The organism is Streptomyces gelaticus, assembly GCF_014649535.1.
Lineage (GTDB): Bacteria > Actinomycetota > Actinomycetes > Streptomycetales > Streptomycetaceae > Streptomyces > Streptomyces gelaticus.
Genome location: NZ_BMTF01000008.1, coordinates 122,099 through 140,125, shown reverse-complemented (window position 1 = coordinate 140,125; position 18,027 = coordinate 122,099). Strand labels below are relative to the sequence as shown.

The 18,027-nt window shown below is 70.9% G+C and carries 15 protein-coding genes; 7 read left to right on the top strand and 8 right to left on the bottom strand.

Annotated features, from left to right (window positions below):
* Nucleotides 1-66: 66 nt before the first annotated feature.
* Complete coding sequence (locus tag IE107_RS14685) at nucleotides 67-2,061, bottom strand: serine/threonine-protein kinase (RefSeq protein WP_189544184.1); 1,995 nt, start codon at nucleotides 2,059-2,061, stop codon at nucleotides 67-69.
* Nucleotides 2,062-2,181: 120 nt separating this feature from the next.
* On the opposite strand from IE107_RS14685, the gene IE107_RS14680 reads away from it, so the two are divergent.
* The gene (locus IE107_RS14680) at nucleotides 2,182-3,270 is read left to right on the top strand and encodes a serine hydrolase domain-containing protein (protein ID WP_189544183.1); all 1,089 of its coding nucleotides are present in this window, start codon (nucleotides 2,182-2,184) and stop codon (nucleotides 3,268-3,270) included.
* Here IE107_RS14680 and IE107_RS14675 read toward each other — a convergent pair.
* Complete coding sequence (locus IE107_RS14675) at nucleotides 3,267-4,973, bottom strand: glycerol-3-phosphate dehydrogenase/oxidase (protein WP_189544182.1); 1,707 nt, start codon at nucleotides 4,971-4,973, stop codon at nucleotides 3,267-3,269. The genes IE107_RS14680 and IE107_RS14675 overlap by 4 nt on opposite strands.
* Before the next feature lie 261 nt (nucleotides 4,974-5,234).
* Between IE107_RS14675 and IE107_RS14670 the strand changes: the two genes are divergently transcribed.
* Both IE107_RS14670 and IE107_RS14665 read left to right on the top strand, forming a co-directional pair.
* A complete protein-coding gene (locus IE107_RS14670) occupies nucleotides 5,235-6,497 on the top strand; it encodes a nucleotide sugar dehydrogenase (protein WP_189544181.1) in 1,263 nt (420 codons plus the stop codon).
* Nucleotides 6,498-6,602: 105 nt separating this feature from the next.
* Nucleotides 6,603-7,178: a hypothetical protein gene (locus IE107_RS14665; RefSeq protein ID WP_189544180.1), complete on the top strand. Its 576-nt coding sequence runs from the start codon at nucleotides 6,603-6,605 to the stop codon at nucleotides 7,176-7,178.
* 70 nt (nucleotides 7,179-7,248) lie between these two features.
* Here IE107_RS14665 and IE107_RS14660 read toward each other — a convergent pair whose 3' ends face one another.
* From IE107_RS14660 to IE107_RS14645, 4 genes are all read right to left on the bottom strand, one after another.
* Nucleotides 7,249-8,373, bottom strand: coding sequence for a GuaB3 family IMP dehydrogenase-related protein (locus IE107_RS14660; protein WP_189544179.1), 1,125 nt, complete (start codon nucleotides 8,371-8,373; stop codon nucleotides 7,249-7,251).
* Between the two features lie 107 nt (nucleotides 8,374-8,480).
* The gene (guaB, locus tag IE107_RS14655; protein WP_189544178.1) at nucleotides 8,481-9,983 is read right to left on the bottom strand and encodes an IMP dehydrogenase; all 1,503 of its coding nucleotides are present in this window, start codon (nucleotides 9,981-9,983) and stop codon (nucleotides 8,481-8,483) included.
* A gap of 139 nt (nucleotides 9,984-10,122) precedes the next feature.
* Nucleotides 10,123-10,698: a sigma-70 family RNA polymerase sigma factor gene (locus tag IE107_RS14650; RefSeq protein WP_072486721.1), complete on the bottom strand. Its 576-nt coding sequence runs from the start codon at nucleotides 10,696-10,698 to the stop codon at nucleotides 10,123-10,125.
* A 297-nt stretch (nucleotides 10,699-10,995) separates the two neighbouring features.
* Nucleotides 10,996-11,607, bottom strand: a complete 612-nt coding sequence (locus tag IE107_RS14645; protein WP_003948568.1) for a response regulator transcription factor — start codon at nucleotides 11,605-11,607, stop codon at nucleotides 10,996-10,998.
* A gap of 412 nt (nucleotides 11,608-12,019) precedes the next feature.
* Between IE107_RS14645 and IE107_RS14640 the strand changes: the two genes are divergently transcribed.
* Nucleotides 12,020-12,352, top strand: coding sequence for a WhiB family transcriptional regulator (locus IE107_RS14640; protein ID WP_189544177.1), 333 nt, complete (start codon nucleotides 12,020-12,022; stop codon nucleotides 12,350-12,352).
* 96 nt (nucleotides 12,353-12,448) lie between these two features.
* Here IE107_RS14640 and IE107_RS14635 read toward each other — a convergent pair whose 3' ends face one another.
* Nucleotides 12,449-13,339 carry a LysR family transcriptional regulator gene (locus IE107_RS14635; protein WP_189544176.1) on the bottom strand — a complete coding sequence of 297 codons (891 nt, stop codon included), beginning with the start codon at nucleotides 13,337-13,339 and terminating at the stop codon, nucleotides 12,449-12,451.
* Nucleotides 13,340-13,446: 107 nt separating this feature from the next.
* Between IE107_RS14635 and IE107_RS14630 the strand changes: the two genes are divergently transcribed.
* Both IE107_RS14630 and IE107_RS14625 read left to right on the top strand, forming a co-directional pair.
* Nucleotides 13,447-14,121, top strand: a complete 675-nt coding sequence (locus tag IE107_RS14630) for an MOSC domain-containing protein (protein WP_189544333.1) — start codon at nucleotides 13,447-13,449, stop codon at nucleotides 14,119-14,121.
* A gap of 35 nt (nucleotides 14,122-14,156) precedes the next feature.
* On the top strand, nucleotides 14,157-14,930 hold the full coding sequence (locus tag IE107_RS14625) for an SDR family NAD(P)-dependent oxidoreductase (RefSeq protein WP_189544175.1): 774 nt from the start codon (nucleotides 14,157-14,159) through the stop codon (nucleotides 14,928-14,930).
* A gap of 8 nt (nucleotides 14,931-14,938) precedes the next feature.
* Here IE107_RS14625 and IE107_RS14620 read toward each other — a convergent pair whose 3' ends face one another.
* Nucleotides 14,939-16,468 carry a right-handed parallel beta-helix repeat-containing protein gene (locus tag IE107_RS14620; RefSeq protein WP_189544174.1) on the bottom strand — a complete coding sequence of 510 codons (1,530 nt, stop codon included), beginning with the start codon at nucleotides 16,466-16,468 and terminating at the stop codon, nucleotides 14,939-14,941.
* A gap of 222 nt (nucleotides 16,469-16,690) precedes the next feature.
* Here IE107_RS14620 and IE107_RS14615 point away from each other — a divergent pair, with 222 nt between their 5' ends.
* Nucleotides 16,691-17,782 carry a substrate-binding domain-containing protein gene (locus tag IE107_RS14615; RefSeq protein WP_189544173.1) on the top strand — a complete coding sequence of 364 codons (1,092 nt, stop codon included), beginning with the start codon at nucleotides 16,691-16,693 and terminating at the stop codon, nucleotides 17,780-17,782.
* Nucleotides 17,783-18,027: the final 245 nt, after the last annotated feature.

Here is an 18,027-nt window from a genome sequence, read left to right as displayed (position 1 = left end):
TCACGATACGTGGCAAGTGACAGCCACGCGGCCGGGTCGTCGCATCCCGGCCCTTTTCCCCGCAGGTCAGTCGGTGGGCTTGAAGGTGTCGAACGCGGTCTTGCGCAGCGCCCGGCACTCCGAGTCGTCCCACTCGTCCGCCTTGCAGCTGATCATGATCGCGTAGCCGTGGGTGGCGTCGACCTTGAAGCCCCGGTTGAGCACATGGACCCGCTGGCCGTGCTGGGTGCGCTCGAACTGCCAGTCGGCGACGGTCGGGTAGCCGTTGTACTGGACCTTCTTGACGTCGAGATGCCGGTAGCCGTTGCTGCTGGCCGCGACGCCGGCCTTTGCGGCGTTCCAGGCCGCGGCCGCGTCGCCACCGGGCGAATCGGTGTAGTCGACCTGGACACGGGGGAAGCCGCCGCTGACGTTGTAGATGGCACCGGAGTTGTTGCCCGCCGGCTGATCGAAGCGGAAGTCCTCGGGCATGGCCATCGCGAAGTGGAACTTCTTGTTCGTGACCGTCTTGAATCCGGCAGGAAGCGCGTCACCCGGCTTTTCCTTGCCGTCGCCCTTGTCCTTGTCCTTGCCCTTGTCCTTGCCCTGCCCCTGGCTCTGACCCTGATCGCCGCTCTGATCCTGGCCTTTGCCCTGATCCTTGCTGCTGCCGCTGTCGGTCTCCGTGGAGCCGCCGGTCGCCGTCGAGGGCCCGGCCGAGGTGGACTTGTCGCCCTTGCCGCCCTCGTTGCCCGCGTCGTTCTTGTCGTCCCCGCCGACCGTGAGCGCGAGAATCGTACCGATCACGGCGAGCACGATCACGGCCGCGATGATCGCCAGGGTGCGGCGCGGGACCACGTCCGTGATGGACGCCCGGGGCGGGGTGACCGGTGACGTCGCCGGGCGCGGCGGCGGTACGGCGGCGGAGGCGGCCGCGGGCCGGGCCGGCTTCGCGGGGGTGCCCGTGCCACCGGCGGAGGGGGAGCCCGACGGCGGCGCCGGGGGCCTCGGCGGCGCGGTGACCGGGGCCGCGGCGGCAGCCGTCGCGGCGGCCGGTGCCGCCTTCGCGTTCCGTACCGAGCGCAGTGCGCCCCGCAGCCGGTCCCGCGTGCCCTCGCCCCCTTCCGCGGAGGCCGGCTTCGTCTTGGCACGGGGTTCGGCCGGCGACTTGGGCAGCGCCATGACCTGGGTGGCCTCGGCGGGCGGCGGCGCCACCGGGTCCGGCTTCTCGGGGGCGTGGATCACGTCGTTGAGCAGGGCGCGGGCGCCCGCGTCGTCGAGCCGCTGCTCGGGGTCCTTGGCGAGCAGGCCGTAGATGACCTCCTCCAGCGGACCGGCGTTCTTCGGCGGGTCGAGCGGCTCGGTCATCACCGCGGTCAGGGTGGCGATGGCCGACCCCTTGTCGTACGGCGGGGAGCCCTCGACGCTGGCGTACAGCAGTCCGCCGAGCGACCAGAGGTCGGCGGGCGGTCCCGGCTTGTGGCCACGGGCGCGCTCGGGAGAGATGTACGAGGGGGCGCCGACGAGCATGCCCGTGGAGGTGACCGACGGGTCGCCCTCGACCTGGGCGATGCCGAAGTCGGTCAGCACGACCCGGCCGTCCTCGGCGATCAGCACGTTGGACGGCTTCACATCGCGGTGCAGGATGCCCTCGCGATGCGCAGAGCGCAGCACGTCGAGGATGGCGAGGCCGACCTCGGCGGCGCGCTTCGGCGTCAGCACACCGTCCTCGCGCACCGCTTCGGCGAGGGACTTGCCCTCGATGAGCTCCATCACGATCCACGGCCGGTCGTCCTCGTCGACCACGTCGTAGACCGTCACCGCGCCGTTGTTGCGGATCCTGGCGATCGCCTTCGCCTCACGCAGCGTGCGTGTGATGAGCCGTCGCTTCTCGTCGTCGTCGATGGCCGAAGGGAACCGCAGCTCCTTGACCGCGACCGTGCGGCCCAGCGTCTCGTCGACGGCACGCCAGACCGTGCCCATACCGCCCCGGCCGAGCACCTCCCCGAGCCGGTAACGCCCCGCAAGAAGACGTCCGTCCTTGTCCTGTTGGGGCTCCTGTGCCTGCTCCGCCTCCGACATGCGTCCCCTCTGCGATCAACCCGCCCTGGCAGAGCGTTCATTGTCCCTCACCCCGGCACCGGTCATGGTGCCGGGTCCGCAGGGCCGTCATGATGTGCCCAGCGAAAGGGAATCCCTGCCATGCCGATACTCAGGGCGCTGCTCGCCGCCCCGTTGATGCTGGTGCTGCTCGGGCTCGGGACGGTGCCGCTGTCCAGCGAACCACACCTCACCCCCGCAGCCGCCCATCTCCCCCGGCTCGTCGCCGACGGCGGTGCTCCCACGGCGGCGCTGCTGGCCCGTAGCGCCTCCTCCGCACCGTACGACACCTACCGCTCGACGGGGCCCGGCATCCGACGGGCGGACCGCTTCCGGGCGGGCAGCATCACCAAGACCTTCGTCGCCACGGTCGTACTCCAGCTCGTCCGGGAACGGAAGCTGCGCCTGTCGGACACGGTCGAACGACTGCTGCCGGGACTGGTGCACGGCAACGGCAACGACGGCCGCCGCATCCCCCTGCGCGCTCTGCTCAGCCACACCAGCGGCCTCTACGACTACACCGCCGCCCCATCGGCCCACCCCCTCTCCGCCACCGCGGCGGTCCACGTCGCCCTGACCCACCGTCCGACGGGCGCCCCCGGCCGCTACGCCTACTCCAACACCAATTACGCCGTACTCGGACTCGTCGTTCAACGGGTCACCGGACACGGCTACGCCACCGAGGTCCGCGATCGCATCATCACCCCCCTAGGTCTCACAGGCACCTCCCTCCCGGGTGCCCGTACCGCTCTGCCCTCCCCGCACGGCCGCGGCTACACCCGCGATCCGGCCGACGGCCGCCTGCGCGACGTCACCGTGCTCGACCCGCGCGCGGCGGGCGCGGCCGGCGAGGTGGTCTCCACGCTCGACGATCTGAACCGCTTCTACGCGGCCCTGCTGGGCGGCCGTCTCCTCGCGCCCGCCCAGCTGAAGCTCCTGCTGAACACCCGGGCCACGCACGGCGTCTACGGCCTGGGCATCTATCCGCAGAAGCTCTCCTGCGGCATCACCGTCTGGGGTCACAACGGCCATATCCCGGGCAGTTACGTCCGTACCGCCGCCACCCGCGACGGCAGGCACACCCTGACCTACCGCGTCGACACGGACACCCTGGCCGACGCGGAGACCCTCGAAGCCGCACTGCTGGACGCGGAGTTCTGCGACCGGCCGCAGCATTCCCGGGGTTCCTAGATCGGCACGATGTCCGGAGCCCCGAGCCGCGCGGCGTCGGCCGTGAGGTCGTCCGGCTGCCGCTGCGACTCCCGCTCCGCCTGCACCCGCTTCTCGTAGTGCTCGACCTCCCGGTCGATCTGCCCCTCGTCCCAGCCCAGCACCGGCGCCATCAGTTCCGCGCAGAGCCGGGCGCTGTTCGTGCCCCGGTCGAAGGTCTCTATGGAGATCCGGGTCCGGCGGGTCAGTACGTCGTCGAGATGGCGGGCCCCCTCGTGCGAGGCCGCGTAGACGATCTCGGCCTTCAGATAGTCGTCCGCCGAGGGCAGCGGCTCGCCCAGTACCGGATCGCCGAGGATCAGTTCGAGGAGCTGCTCGGTCATCGAGCCGTACCGGTTGAGCAGGTGCTCCACCCGGGCGACGTGGAGGCCGGTACGGGCCGCGATCCTCGCGCGGGCATTCCACAGGGCCGGGTACCCCTCCGCCCCCAGCAGCGGGATCTCCTCGGTGACACAGGCCGCCACCCGCTGGTCGAGGCCGTGCACCGCCTCGTCCACGGCGTCCTTCGCCATCACCCGGTACGTCGTGTACTTGCCGCCCGCCACGACCACGAGGCCCGGCAGCGGATGCGCCACCGTGTGCTCGCGCGAGAGCTTGCTGGTGGCGTCGGACTCGCCGGCCAGCAGCGGCCGCAGCCCGGCGTAGACACCCTGGACGTCGTCCCGGGTCAGGGGCGTGGCCAGGACCGAGTTGACGTGCTCGAGGAGATAGTCGATGTCGGCGCTGGACGCCGCCGGATGCGCCTTGTCCAGGTCCCAGTCGGTGTCGGTCGTCCCGATGATCCAGTGCCGACCCCACGGGATGACGAAGAGGACGGACTTCTCCGTCCGCAGGATCAGGCCGGTCGAGGAGTGGATACGGTCCTTGGGGACGACCAGGTGGATGCCCTTGGACGCCCGCACGTGGAACTGTCCACGTTCCCCGATCAGCGCCTGGGTGTCGTCCGTCCAGACCCCGGTCGCGTTGACCACCTGCTTGGCCCTGACCTCGTACTCCCCGCCCACCTCGACGTCCTCCACCCGGACACCGACGACCCGCTCGCCTTCCCTGAGGAAACCGGTCACCCGTGCACGGTTGGCCACATGCGCGCCGTAACCGGCGGCGGTGCGCACCAGGGTCGCCACATAGCGGGCGTCGTCCATCTGCGCGTCGTAGTACTGCAACGCCCCGACCAGGGCGTCCTTCCTCAGCGCCGGGGCGACACGCAGGGCCTGGCGGCGGGAGAGATGCCGGTGCACGGGCAGGCCGCGGCCGTGGCCCGACGACACCGACATCGCGTCGTAGAGTGCCACTCCGGATCCGGCGTAGAGCCGCTCCCAGCCCTTGTGCTGCAACGGATAGAGGAACGGCACCGGCTTCACCAGATGCGGGGCCAGCCGCTCCAGGAGCAGCCCGCGCTCCTTCAGCGCCTCCCGGACGAGCGCGAAGTCGAGCATCTCCAGATAGCGCAGCCCGCCGTGGATCAGCTTGCTCGACCTGCTCGACGTGCCCGACGCCCAGTCGCGGGACTCGACCAGGCCGGTCGCGAGCCCTCTCGTCGCCGCGTCCAGCGCCGTACCGGCGCCGACCACGCCCGCTCCCACGACCAGCACGTCCAGTTCGCGCTCGGCCATCGCGGCCAGCGCCTCGGCGCGTTCCGCAGGTCCCAGTGTCGCTGTCCTCACTGCTGCCTCCCGGGTCGATCGGGGTGGTCCGGCACAGGAACGCGACCCGCCCCGGCGGCCGGGGCGGCCCGTGCCCACCTCTCGATTCTGTCCGCCGTCCCCGACTTCGGCCACCGCCTGTGGACAACACCAGGACGACAGGAGGCCCGCAATGCGACATATAGGTCATATTTACGCCTAGTGTGACATTGCGCTGTCCACAGCGGTTGCGCTTTCTGCCCTCAGGGTCCATAGACCGACCGGGAAGGACGGCCCATCCACATGCCCGCAGACCTCGCAGTCATCGGACTCGGCCACCTCGGCCTGCCCCTCGCCCAGGCCGCCGTGACCGCAGGCGTGCAGACCGTCGGCTACGACACCGACCCACGCGCCTGCACGGAACTCTCCGCGGGCCGCACCCCCGTCGAGGGTTCGCTCACCGCCTCGGACATCCGCCGGATGCTCTCGGGCGGCTTCCGGACCACCACCAACCCGGCCGAGCTGGGCCGGGTCCGTACCGCGGTGATCTGCGCGCCCACCCCGCTCGGCGCCGACCGCACCCTCGACCTGACCGCCGTCGGCGACGCGGCCCGCGCGCTCGCCGCCCGGCTGCGCCCGCACACCACCGTCCTGCTGGAATCAGCTGTGCCGCCCGGCACCACCGAGAACTACCTGCTGCCGCTGCTCGAAGAGGGCTCGGGGCTGCGCGCCGGCCGCGACTTCCACCTCGCCTGCTCCCCCAGCCGCCTCGACCCCGGCAACCGCACCCACGTCTACGCCAACACCCCCAAGGTCATCGGCGGCCTCACCCCCGCCTGCACCGAGTCCGCCGCCGCCTTCTACGGCCGGCTCACCGACAAGGTCGTCCGGGCCCGCGGCCCGCGCGAGGCCGAGATGACCAAGGTCCTGGAGACCAACTTCCGGCACGTCAACATCGCCCTGGTCAACGAGATGGCGGTGCTCTGCCACGACCTCGGCGTCGACCTGTGGGACGTCATCCGGTGCGCCGAGACCAAGCCCTTCGGCTTCCAGCCGTTCCGTCCGGGCCCCGGCGTCGGCGGCCACGGCGCGCCCGTCGACCCGGGCTACCTCCCGTACCGCAGCCGCACCCCCGGCCACCCCCTGCGGATGGTCTCGCTCGCCCAGGAGATCAACGACCGGATGCCGCAGTACGTGATCCAGCGCTGCGCCACCCTGCTGAACGAACACGGCAAGTCCGTCCGCGGCGCCCGGGTACTGCTGCTCGGGGTCACCTACAAGCCCGACCTCGCCGACCAGGAGAGCTCCCCCGCCCGGGAGATCGCGAGCCGGCTGATGGACATGGGCGCCCAGATCGGCTACCACGACCCTCACGTCCTGGACTGGCGGGTGCGCGAGCTCCCGGTGCCGCGCGCCGACTCCCTGTACGAGGCGGCGTCCAGCGCCGACCTCACGGTGCTGCTCCAGCACCACCGCACGTACGACCTCCAGGGCCTCGCGGTGAAGGCCCAGCTCCTCCTGGACACCCGGGGCGCGACCCCGGCGGGAGCCGCGCACCGGCTGTGAGAACCCTCCCCCGGGATTTGGGTGGGGAGATGTCACAGGCTGCTGCTAGCCTGCGGCGTCACTTCTCGCACAGTCGTGCGCTTCCGTCCCAGGGGGGATACCAACATGAGCCAGCCCGTGCCGCCGCCGAACCAGCCGCAGCAGCCGTACGACGCCCAGTCCGGCGGCAACCCCTTCGCGGGCCAGCAGCCCGGCCCCCAGTCCGGCGGCAACCCGTTCGCGGGCCAGCAGCCCGGCGCCCCGTTCGGCGGCGCGCCCTTCACCCCGCCGGCCCCCGCGCGCAACAACATCGGCCTCGGCCTGGTCGCCGCCGTCGTCGCGGCCGTCGTGGCCGCCGGGATCTACGGGGCCATCATCGGCGCCACCAAGCACGAGATCGGCTACGCAGCCGTGGGCGTCGGCTTCGTCGTCGGCTTCGCGGCGGGCAAGCTCGGCGGCCGCAACCCCGTGCTGCCGGTCGTCAGCGCGGTGCTCTCGCTGGTCGCCGTCTACTTCGGCCAGTTGCTCGGCGAGGCGATGATCGCGGCCAAGGAGCTCCCGGTCACCGTCTCCGAGCTCTTCTTCGACCACTTCGGCCTGCTGAACGAGGCGTGGAAGGCCGACTCGGACTTCATCTCGTACCTCTTCTTCGCCATCGCGGCCGTCGCCGCGTTCTCCGGCGCCAAGAAGGCCGCCGGCTGAGTCGCGGCCCCGCGCACGGGAGGGCCCGGACCGCCGTCGCGGTCCGGGCCCTCCCGTGCGCTCGCAAGGTTCAGCGGCGGTGCTGCGAGTCCGCCACCGTGACCTCGACGCGCTGGAACTCCTTGAGGTCGCTGTACCCGGTCGTGGCCATCGCCCGGCGCAGCGCGCCGAAGATGTTCATCGAGCCGTCGGGGGTGTGCGAGGGACCGGTCAGGACCTCCTCGGTGGTGCCGACCGAGCCCAGGTTCACCAGCTTGCCGCGCGGCACGTCCTCGTGGACGGCCTCCATGCCCCAGTGTCGGCCGCGGCCGGGCGCGTCCGTCGCGCGGGCCAGCGGGGAGCCCATCATCACGGCGTCCGCGCCGCAGGCGATGGCCTTGGGCAGGTCACCGGACCAGCCGACGCCGCCGTCCGCGATCACGTGCACGTACCGGCCGCCGGACTCGTCCATGTAGTCGCGGCGGGCACCGGCGACATCGGCGACCGCGGTCGCCATCGGGACCTGGATGCCGAAGACGTTGCGCGTGGTGTGCGCGGCGCCGCCGCCGAAGCCGACGAGGACACCGGCCGCACCGGTCCGCATCAGGTGCAGCGCGGCGGTGTACGTGGCGCAGCCGCCGACGATCACCGGGACGTCCAGCTCGTAGATGAACTGCTTGAGGTTGAGCGGCTCGGCGGCACCCGAGACGTGCTCGGCGGAGACCGTCGTACCGCGGATGACGAAGATGTCCACGCCCGCGTCGACGACTGCCTTGGAGAACTGTGCGGTGCGCTGCGGGGAGAGCGCTGCGGCGGTGACGACACCGGAGTCGCGCACCTCCTTGATGCGCTGCCCGATCAGCTCCTCCTGGATCGGGGCGGAGTAGATCTCCTGGAGGCGGCGGGTCGCCGACTCGACGGGCATCTCGGCGATCTCGTCGAGAAGCGGCTGCGGGTCGGCGTGGCGGGTCCACAGCCCTTCGAGGTTGAGGACGCCGAGGCCACCGAGCTCACCGATGCGGATCGCGGTCTGCGGGGAGACCACGGAGTCCATGGGAGCGGCCAGGAACGGCAGCTCGAAACGGTAGGCGTCGATCTGCCAGGCGATCGAGACCTCCTTCGGGTCGCGGGTGCGTCGGCTCGGAACGACGGCGATGTCGTCGAATGCGTATGCCCGGCGGCCGCGCTTGCCGCGCCCGATCTCGATCTCAGTCACGATGGTGTGGCCTTTCCCTCTATGTCTGCGCTGTCCAGTATCCCCGACACACGGCTGAGGGGCGGTGCCGGGAACCCCCGGGACCGCCCCTCGGCTGCGCTGTCGCGTTACTTCCTGCTGTAGTTCGGCGCCTCGACCGTCATCTGGATGTCGTGCGGGTGGCTCTCCTTGAGGCCCGCGGACGTGATGCGGACGAAGCGGCCCTTGGTCTCCATCTCGTCGATGGAGGCGGCGCCCACATAGCCCATGGTCTGGCGGAGGCCGCCGACGAGCTGGTGCAGCACGTTGGCCAGCGGGCCGCGGTAGGGCACCTGGCCCTCGATGCCCTCGGGCACGAGCTTGTCGTCCGAGGCCACGTCGGCCTGGAAGTAGCGGTCCTTGGAGTACGAGCGGCCCTGCCCGCGGGACTGCATCGCCCCGAGGGAACCCATGCCGCGGTACGACTTGAACTGCTTGCCGTTGATGAACAGCAGCTCGCCGGGAGACTCCTCGCAGCCCGCGAGAAGACTGCCCAGCATGACCGTGTCGGCACCGGCGGCGAGCGCCTTGCCGATGTCGCCGGAGTACTGCAGACCGCCGTCGCCGATGACCGGGACGCCGGCCGCGCGGGCGGCGAGGGCGGCCTCGTAGATCGCGGTGACCTGCGGGACGCCGATACCGGCGACCACGCGCGTGGTGCAGATGGAGCCGGGGCCCACGCCGACCTTGACGCCGTCGACACCGGCGTCGATCAGGGCCTGCGCGCCGTCACGCGTCGCGACGTTGCCGCCGATGACGTCGACGCCGACGCTGGACTTGATCTTCGCCATCCAGTTCAGCGCGTTGCTGTTGTGTCCGTGCGAGGTGTCGACGATGAGGAAGTCCACGCCCGCCGCGGCCAGGGCCTGCGCCCGCTCCAGGGCCTCGGGGCTGGCACCGACGGCCGCGCCGACGAGGAGGCGGCCCTCGGCGTCCTTGGCCGCGTTCGGGTACTGCTCGGCCTTCACGAAGTCCTTGACCGTGATGAGGCCCTTGAGCACACCCGCGTCGTCGACCAGCGGAAGCTTCTCGATCTTGTGGCGGCGCAGCAGCTCCATGGCGTCGACGCCGGAGATGCCTACCTTGCCGGTCACGAGCGGCATCGGCGTCATGACCTCGCGCACCTGGCGGCTGCGGTCGGACTCGAACGCCATGTCGCGGTTGGTGACGATGCCGAGCAGCTTGCCCGCCTGGTCGGTCACCGGGACACCGCTGATGCGGAACTTGGCACACAGCGCGTCGGCCTCGGCCAGCGTCGCGTCCGGATGCACGGTGATCGGGTCGGTCACCATGCCGGACTCGGAGCGCTTCACGAGGTCGACCTGGTTGACCTGGTCCTCGATGGACAGGTTGCGGTGCAGCACACCGACACCGCCCTGCCGCGCCATGGCGATCGCCATGCGGGACTCGGTGACCTTGTCCATCGCCGCGGAGAGCAGCGGGATGTTCACGCGTACGTTGCGGGAGATGCGGGACGAGATGTCGACTGCGTTGGGCAGCACTTCGGATGCGCCCGGCAGCAGCAGCACGTCGTCGTATGTCAGCCCGAGCGTCGCGAATTTCTCGGGCACTCCGTCGACGTTTGCAGTCATGACACCTTCCCCAAATGGCCTTGATCGGTGCGGATGTCCATGCTAACGGCCTTCGGGGGTGTCTCATTCCACGAGCAAGATCACCTAGAGGTTCTGTAGCTTCATACGGAACCTTCCGAACGGGCCCGGACGGGTCCGCTCACTGCTCCGCGAGGGCCCGCAGCCTGCTCAGAGCGCGGTGCTGGGCGACCCGGACCGCGCCCGGTGACATCCCCAGCATCTGTCCGGTCTCCTCGGCGGTCAGCCCTACGGCGACCCGGAGGACGAGCAGCTCGCGCTGGTTGTCCGGGAGGTTGGCCAGGAGCTTCTTCGCCCAGGCGGCATCGCTGCTGAGCAGGGCGCGCTCCTCGGGCCCGAGCGAATCGTCCGGCCGCTCGGGCATCTCGTCGGACGGCACGGCCGTCGATCCCGGGTGCCGCATGGCGGCCCGCTGGAGATCGGCGACCTTGTGACCCGCGATGGCGAACACGAAGGCTTCGAAGGGCCTGCCGGTGTCCTTGTAGCGCGGCAGCGCCATCAGCACCGCGACACAGACCTCCTGCGCCAGGTCCTCCACGAAGTGGCGGGCATCACCGGGCAGCCGGTTCAGCCGCGACCTGCAGTAGCGCAGCGCGAGGGGGTGGACATGGGCCAGCAGATCGTGGGTGGCCTGCGCGTCGCCCTCGACAGCACGGTGCACCAGGGCACCGATCCCCGTCGTCTCGTCGTCACGCATCGGACCATGGTGCCTCGGAGCCGCGTCATCCGTGCTGCCGCGTCCGTAGTTGTGCACCGAAGCGTTATGAGCGGGTGCGCCGGAAGTCATGCCCTGCGCCCTCCCCTTCCGCTCGACCGAATCGTTCCCGAGGAACTCCACGCCTCAAGGATGCGGCATCGGCCGGGAAGCTTCACATACCGTCGGCGCGACGGGCTCCACCGCTGGAGCGGAGCCCGTTCCGCGCACGTCGGCCAGGTCGCCCCGCCCGCCGTGGCGCGGACGGGGAATCGCTCGGATGCCGGCCACGGCCGGCCCTCAGCGGACCAGGCCCCAGCGGAAGCCGAGTGCCACGGCGTGTGCCCGGTCCGAGGCACCGAGCTTCTTGAACAGACGCCTGGCGTGCGTCTTCACCGTGTCCTCCGAGAGGAACAGCTCACGGCCGATCTCGGCGTTCGAGCGGCCGTGGCTCATTCCTTCGAGCACCTGGATCTCACGCGCGGTGAGCGTCGGCGCCGCACCCATCTCGGCCGACCGCAGCCGACGCGGGGCGAGCCGCCACGTCGGATCGGCCAGCGCCTGGGTGACGGTGGCCCGCAGCTCCGCGCGGGAGGCGTCCTTGTGCAGATAGCCGCGGGCACCGGCGGCGACCGCGAGCGCGACACCGTCCAGGTCCTCGGCGACGGTCAGCATGATGATCCGGGCGCCGGGGTCGGCGGAGAGCAGTCGCCGGACCGTCTCCACACCCCCGAGACCGGGCATGCGTACGTCCATCAGAATCAGATCCGAACGGTCGGCGCCCCAGCGGCGGAGGACTTCCTCGCCGTTGGCCGCCGTCGTCACCCGCTCGACGCCGGGCACGGTCGCGACCGCGCGACGGAGCGCTTCTCGGGCAAGCGGGGAGTCGTCGCAGACGAGGACGGATGTCATGACCGTCCTCCGCAGCTGATGCACGTCACCTTGAGCCTCCAGGCTGTTACATGTCGTCACCTGTGCGGTTGACACTCTCGGACACCTGCCCGATCGCTTTTTTCGTCAACCGCCTCCGCCTTCTCAACGATGGTCACTCGAAAGAGTTACGGGTCGGACAAGCGGGTTCGGCACTCTACGTGAGGGGGCGCGCACGGAGGGGAACGGCGCGGGTCATCCAACGATCAACCGAAACTTCATATAAAGGAGTGCCCCATTTAGCGGGTTTTCTTCCCTTTTCCTGGTGTCTGCGGATAGATTCTCAATCAGTCATATTTACATCTGCTTAGACCGTAGATGTGCGGTCGTGGGCACGGTCGATGCCGGACGACAACGACGTTTCCGACTCAGCATGGTTTCGAGGGGACAAGCAATGGCAGATTTCTCCCGGCTTCCCGGACCCAACGCCGATCTCTGGGACTGGCAGCTGCTGGCGGCCTGCCGCGGGGTCGACAGCTCGCTGTTCTTCCACCCGGAGGGTGAGCGCGGGGCGGCACGGAGCGCCCGCGAGAACTCGGCGAAAGAGGTCTGCATGCGATGCCCGGTACGCGCCGAGTGCGCGGCACACGCCCTGGCGGTACGAGAGCCCTACGGGGTGTGGGGCGGACTGACCGAGGACGAGCGCGAGGAGCTCATGGGACGGGCCCGCAGCCGGCTGATCGCGGCGGCACCCGCGGGCCTTCCGTCCCCGTCCGGGCACGGCTGACTCCGCCACGCCCGGACAACAACCAGAGAATCGTTTCGGCAATTCACCCGGCCACGGTGACGGCATGACCCCGGGGCCGGGCTGCAGGCAGGCCGCTCAGCGGGCGGCCGCCAGGGACAGCCGGTCCAGGGTGGCCGCCACCGCCGGGACCTGCGCAAGGTCGGGCAGGGTCAGCGCGACGATCTCGCGCTCGATGGCCGGCTCCACCGTCACCGTGCGCGCCCCCTTGGGGCGTACCGACTCGATCGCCAGCTCCGGCAGCACGGCCACCCCGAGGCCGGCGCCGACCAGGCCGACCACCGCCGGGTAGTCGTCGGTGGCGAAGTCGATCCGGGGGGTGAAGCCCGAGTCCTCGCAGACCTCCACCAGCTGGCGACGGCAGCGCGGGCAGCCGGCGATCCAGGACTCTCCGGCCAGGTCGGCGATGTCCACCTCGGCCGAGCGCGAGAGCCGGTGCCCCTCGGGGACCAGGCCGATCAGCCGGTCGGTGAGCAGCGGGCGGACGACCAGGTCGTCCCACTCGGTGCCGGCGGCGCCGTAGCGGAAGGCCAGCGCGATGTCGCAGTCGCCCTCGCGCAGCATCTCGACCGAGCGCGGTGGCTCGGCCTCCACCAGCGAGACCCGGGTGCCGGGGTGGGCCTCGCGCAGTGCGGCGAGGGCGCCGGGTACCAGGGTGGAGCTGCCGCTGGGGAACGAGACGAGCCGGACCCGGCCGGAGCGCAGCCCGGCGATGGCGGCGACCTCCTCCTCGGCGGCGGTGAGCCCGGCGAGGATGCCGGAGGCGTGCCGGACGAGCGCCTCGCCGGCCTGGGTGAGCCGCATCTCGCGTCCCGTACGGATCAGCAGCGTGGTGCCCACCGAGGTCTCCAGGGCCTTCATCTGCTGGCTGACCGCGGGCTGGGTGCAACCCAGTTCGCGGGCGGCGGCGGAGAACGAGCCGGTGGCGGCCACGGCGCGCAGGACACGGAGATGACGGGCTTCGATCACCCCTCAACCATAAGCGGACCTTGGGTCGGGTGCGAAGTATTGCCGTGCTTCTTTGAGGGCGGGTGGTTAGCGTTCTCCTCATGACGTCCATGGAACCGACAGAGCCGATGCGGCTGCTGAGCGTGAATGTGGGACGGCCGAAGGCCGTCGGCTACACCGACGCCCCCGCGGGCCTGACCGGCATCGACAAGCGGCCTGCCGAGGGCCCGGTACGTGTCAGCGACCCCGGGCCCAAGGGCACCGGGGGCAGTGGTCTGGCCGGGGACGCGGTGTGCGATCTGCGCCATCACGGCGGCTCCGACCAGGCGGTGTACGCCTTCGCCCGCGAGGATCTCGACGGGTGGGAGCGGGAGCTCGGCCGCCCGCTGGCCAATGGTTCGTTCGGCGAGAACCTGACGACCGCCGGGCTCGACGTGAGCGGCGCGAGGATCGGCGAGCGCTGGCGGATCGGCCCCGATCTGGTGCTGGAGGTGACGTCGGGGCGGATTCCGTGCCGCACGTTCGCCGCTCATCTCGACGAGCGGCGCTGGGTCAGGCGGTTCACTCAGGCGGCCGCTCCCGGCGCCTATCTGCGGGTGATCGAGCCGGGTGAGATCCGGGCCGGGGACCCGGTCGAGATCGTGCACCGCCCGGACCACGACGTCACCGTGGAAATTGAGTTCCTGGCCTCGACGACGCGGCGGGAGCTGCTGCCCGGTCTGCTCGCGGCCGGGGACGCGCTGCATCCCGAGACCCTGCGCGCCGCTCTGAAGCACGCCGGGAAGCCGGCGGCGGACAGCTGATCACGGCGTGCCGGACAGGCACTAACGTGCCACGTATGACGACTGCACTGATTACGGGCGCGACCGCGGGGATCGGTGCCGCCTTCGCGCGGCGGCTCGCGGCCGATGGGCACAACCTGGTGCTGGTGGCGCGGAACGCCGAGCGGCTGCGCGAGCAGGCGACCGAGCTGCACGACCGGCACGGCATCGAGGCCGAGGTGCTGAGGGCCGATCTGTCCGAGGACGACGGGATCGGCGCGGTCGAGGACCGGTTGACGGACCGTCGGCATCCGGTCGACCTGCTGGTCAACAACGCCGGGTTCGGCAACAAGGGCCAATATCTGGAAGTGCCCATGGCCGATGAGCTGAAGATGCTGAAGGTGCACTGCGAGGCGGTGCTGCGGCTGACCTCGGCGGCTGCGGCCGGGATGCGGGAGCGCGGCCGGGGCGGGGTGGTCAACGTGGCCTCGGTGGCCGCGTTCGTGCCGCGCGGGACGTACGGCGCGTCCAAGGCGTGGGTCGTGCAGTTCACCCAGGGTGCGGCGAAGGACATGGCCGGTTCGGGGGTCCGGCTGATGGCGCTGTGCCCGGGGTTCGTGCGGACCGAGTTCCACCAGCGAGCCGGGATGGGGACCGGCAACATCCCGGGCTGGATGTGGCTCGACGCGGACAAGCTGGTGGAGACGGCCCTGGCGGATCTGGCGCGCGGCAAGTCGGTCTCGGTTCCCGACCCCCGGTACAAGGCGCTGATGGGGCTCGTGAAGGTGACGCCGCGCGGCCTGCTCGGAGGCGTCACCTCCAAGACAGGCCGCAAGTACGGTCCTCAGTGAGCGGTCGGTTACCGCACCCCCCGGCCCGCGTAGGCGCCGATGTTGGGGGCGCCGGGCTTCAGTACGTTGCCGAAGTAGTCCTTGCCGCCGTTGTTCTCGATGACGGCTCCGGCGGCGAGGGCGGGCGAGCCGGCGCCGAGCCGGAAGTCGGCCCGGAGCTTCGGGTCGGCCGTGATGCCGCCGGGGTCGGGGCGGGTCATGTCGATGCCGTAGAAGGCGTTGTGGTCGAAGGAGAGCCCGGGGGTCGGGTTCTTGAAGGCGTAGCCGCCGGTGCCCTCGCTCACGAAGACGTTGTTGCGGATGGAAAGTTCGTGCTGGGTGGTGGCGGGGCTGCCGGCGTCGTCCTGGACGAGGTAGCCGGGGATCTGCTCCTTGTTGTGGAAGGTGTTGTTGTAGATCTCGGTGCCGAGGATCGGGCCCCAGCAGTTCTGGATGAGGCGGGCACCGTCGTTGCGGCTGACGTTGTAGCGGGCGACCGTGCCGATGGTCTTGGCGCCGCTGTACGGGCAGATCAGCAGGAAGCCGCCCTTGTTGTCGTGGCTGTAGTTGTACTGGAAGACGGTGTTCCGGGAGGCGCCGTCGGCGTCGAAGGACATTCCGTCGTGGGTGTTGCCGCCGCCCGAGACCTCGTTGTACTCGATGGTCGTGTCGTCGGTGTTGAAGGTCCAGATGCCCGCGTTGGCGGAGGGCGAGCGGAGCTGGAAGCCGTCGACCCGGTTGTGGTCGACGCGGGCGCCGCTGGTGGTGTCCAGCTTCATGCCGTCACCGGCCAGGGACTTCAGCGTGTTGTGGTGGATGCGGACGCCGGTGCTGGGCGTCCACTCCCCCGGGTACACGTTCGGGTCCTGCTGCTGGCCGACCAGATCGCGCTTGGAGAAGGTCGACTTGAAGTAGATGCCCTCGCGGTCGACGTCCTCGATGCGGTTGTGCCCGATGTCCAGGCCGTCGTACCAGCTGGCCTTCGTCCTGCCCTCGACCGCGATGTGGATCGCGCTGGAGCCGGAGACCGTCTTGTGGTCGCCGCCGCGCACGTCGTGGATGTAGAGGCCGGAGATGTCGAAGCCGCGGGCGACGCCGTAGTCGGTGAGGCGGACCCGGACGCCGTTGCGCTCGCTGCCGGGGTTGTCGGCGTTGGTGATCTCCAGCGCCTTGAGGTGCACGTACTGGGTGTTGGCGAGCAGGACGACGTCGTGGGCGCCCGCGCCGTCGAGCCTGGCGCGGGCCGGGCCGTTGCCGTAGTCGGCGATGGTGAACGGAGCGTCGGCGGAGCCGGTGCCGGTGGGGGCGAGGGTGCCGGTGCAGGTGGCGCCGCGCTTGAAGAGAAGGCGGTCACCGGGGCCGTAGGTGTGCGCGTTGGCCTCGGCGAGCGAGGTCCAGGGGTGCTGCTTGCTGCCGGTGGCGCCGGCCGGGTCCGCTGCGCAGTCGACGTGGAAGGTACGGCCGGTGGGCGCGGCCTGTGCGGCGGTCTGGCTCGCGACGGTCAGGCCGCCGGCGGCCGTCAGGGCCGCGAGCGCCGCAGCGGTGACGCGATGTCTCACAATTCCTCCGTACGAACAGTCGGGGTCGGGACGGACAGTCGGGGTGGGGGCGGGACGAGTCCGCATCGCCGGAATCCTGGACTCGGATTGATCGAACGTCAATGGATGGCGTTTGAATGATCGAAACTCCCATCGTTCGATCACGGTGGTCTAGGGTCGGACCATGGCCTCGGCACCGGCCGGACCGGGGGACGCGCCACACACTGCGAGGGGACTGCTGCCGTGCGCGAAAGTGCTGCTGAACGTCATGACCGCCTGCTCGGACTGGTACGGGAACGGGGTTCGGCCCGGGTCTCGGATCTGGCCTCGCAGCTGGGCGTCTCGCCCGTCACGGCCCGCCGCGACGTGGAGGAGCTGGCCGGTCGCGGCCTTCTCGACCGGGTGCACGGATCGGTTTCCTGGCCGCAGGAGAGCGCCCCGGGCGCCGCCGCCGGACCTGGCTCCACGGGCAGCGGCCTGGTCCTCGGCATGCTCGCGCCCTCGTCGACCTACTACTTCGCCGAGGTCATCCGCGGCGCCCACGAGGCCGCCGCGAGGGCCGGGGCCAGGCTCATCCTGCGGATCTCCGACTACCGTCCGCAGGAGGACCAGTCCCGCACCGAGGGGCTGCTCTCCGCGGGCGCCGAGGGGCTGCTGGTCGCCCCCGGCTGGCAGGACCCGGGCGACCCCGCCGCGTTCGGCGACTGGATCGCCTCGCTGCCCGTGCCGACCGTACTGCTGGAGCGTCGGCCCACCGCGGGCTCCCCACTGGACGGCCTGGACCGGGTCTGCTCCGACCACGCCCACGGCGTGCTGCTGGCCGTCCGCCACCTGGTGGGCCTCGGGCACGGGGCGCCGCTGCTGATGGCCCGCGCGGACTCCCCGACCGCCGTCGCGGTGCGCTCCGGATACGCGGAGGCCCTGACCGTGCTCGGGCTGCGCGCACCGCAGGACGTGATCGACTCCGTACCGGCCGAACTCGCCCCGGACGCCTTCGAGCAGGCCGTGCAGGCGCTGCGCGAGGCGGTCCTGTCGGGGGTGGCGACGGCGGCGCTGATCCACAACGACGTGGACGCGATCCAGGTGGTGCAGCGCCTGGCCGAACTGGGTGTGCGGGTGCCGGAGGACCTGGCCCTGATCGCCTACGACGACGAGGTGGCGGCGCTCGCGGACACCCCGCTCACGGCGGTGGCGCCGCCCAAGCGCGAGGTGGGCCGGCACGCGACGGAACTGCTGGTGGAGCGGCTGGGCCAGGGCGAGGGGGCACCCCGGCGGCATCTGACGCTGCTGCCGCAGCTGAGGGTCAGGGACTCGTGCGGGGCGCGCCTGCCGTAGGCGCGCGGGCATCCCTCGGCGCAGGCGTTCCGGCGGCTCTCCCGCGCCGGTTCGCCCCCTGTTCCGTCCCGGTCGCCGCCCGTTCCCACCAGGTTCGCGTCCGGTTCCGCAGCGTACGTCGACCGCTTCCGCACGTAACTTGTCTGATCTTTTTTCGATCAATCGATCTTTCGCTCTTGACTTCGGTCACAACTGGTCCAAGGATCACGGCCAACGCCAATGTCGCCGCCAGTTCAGGAGCCTCG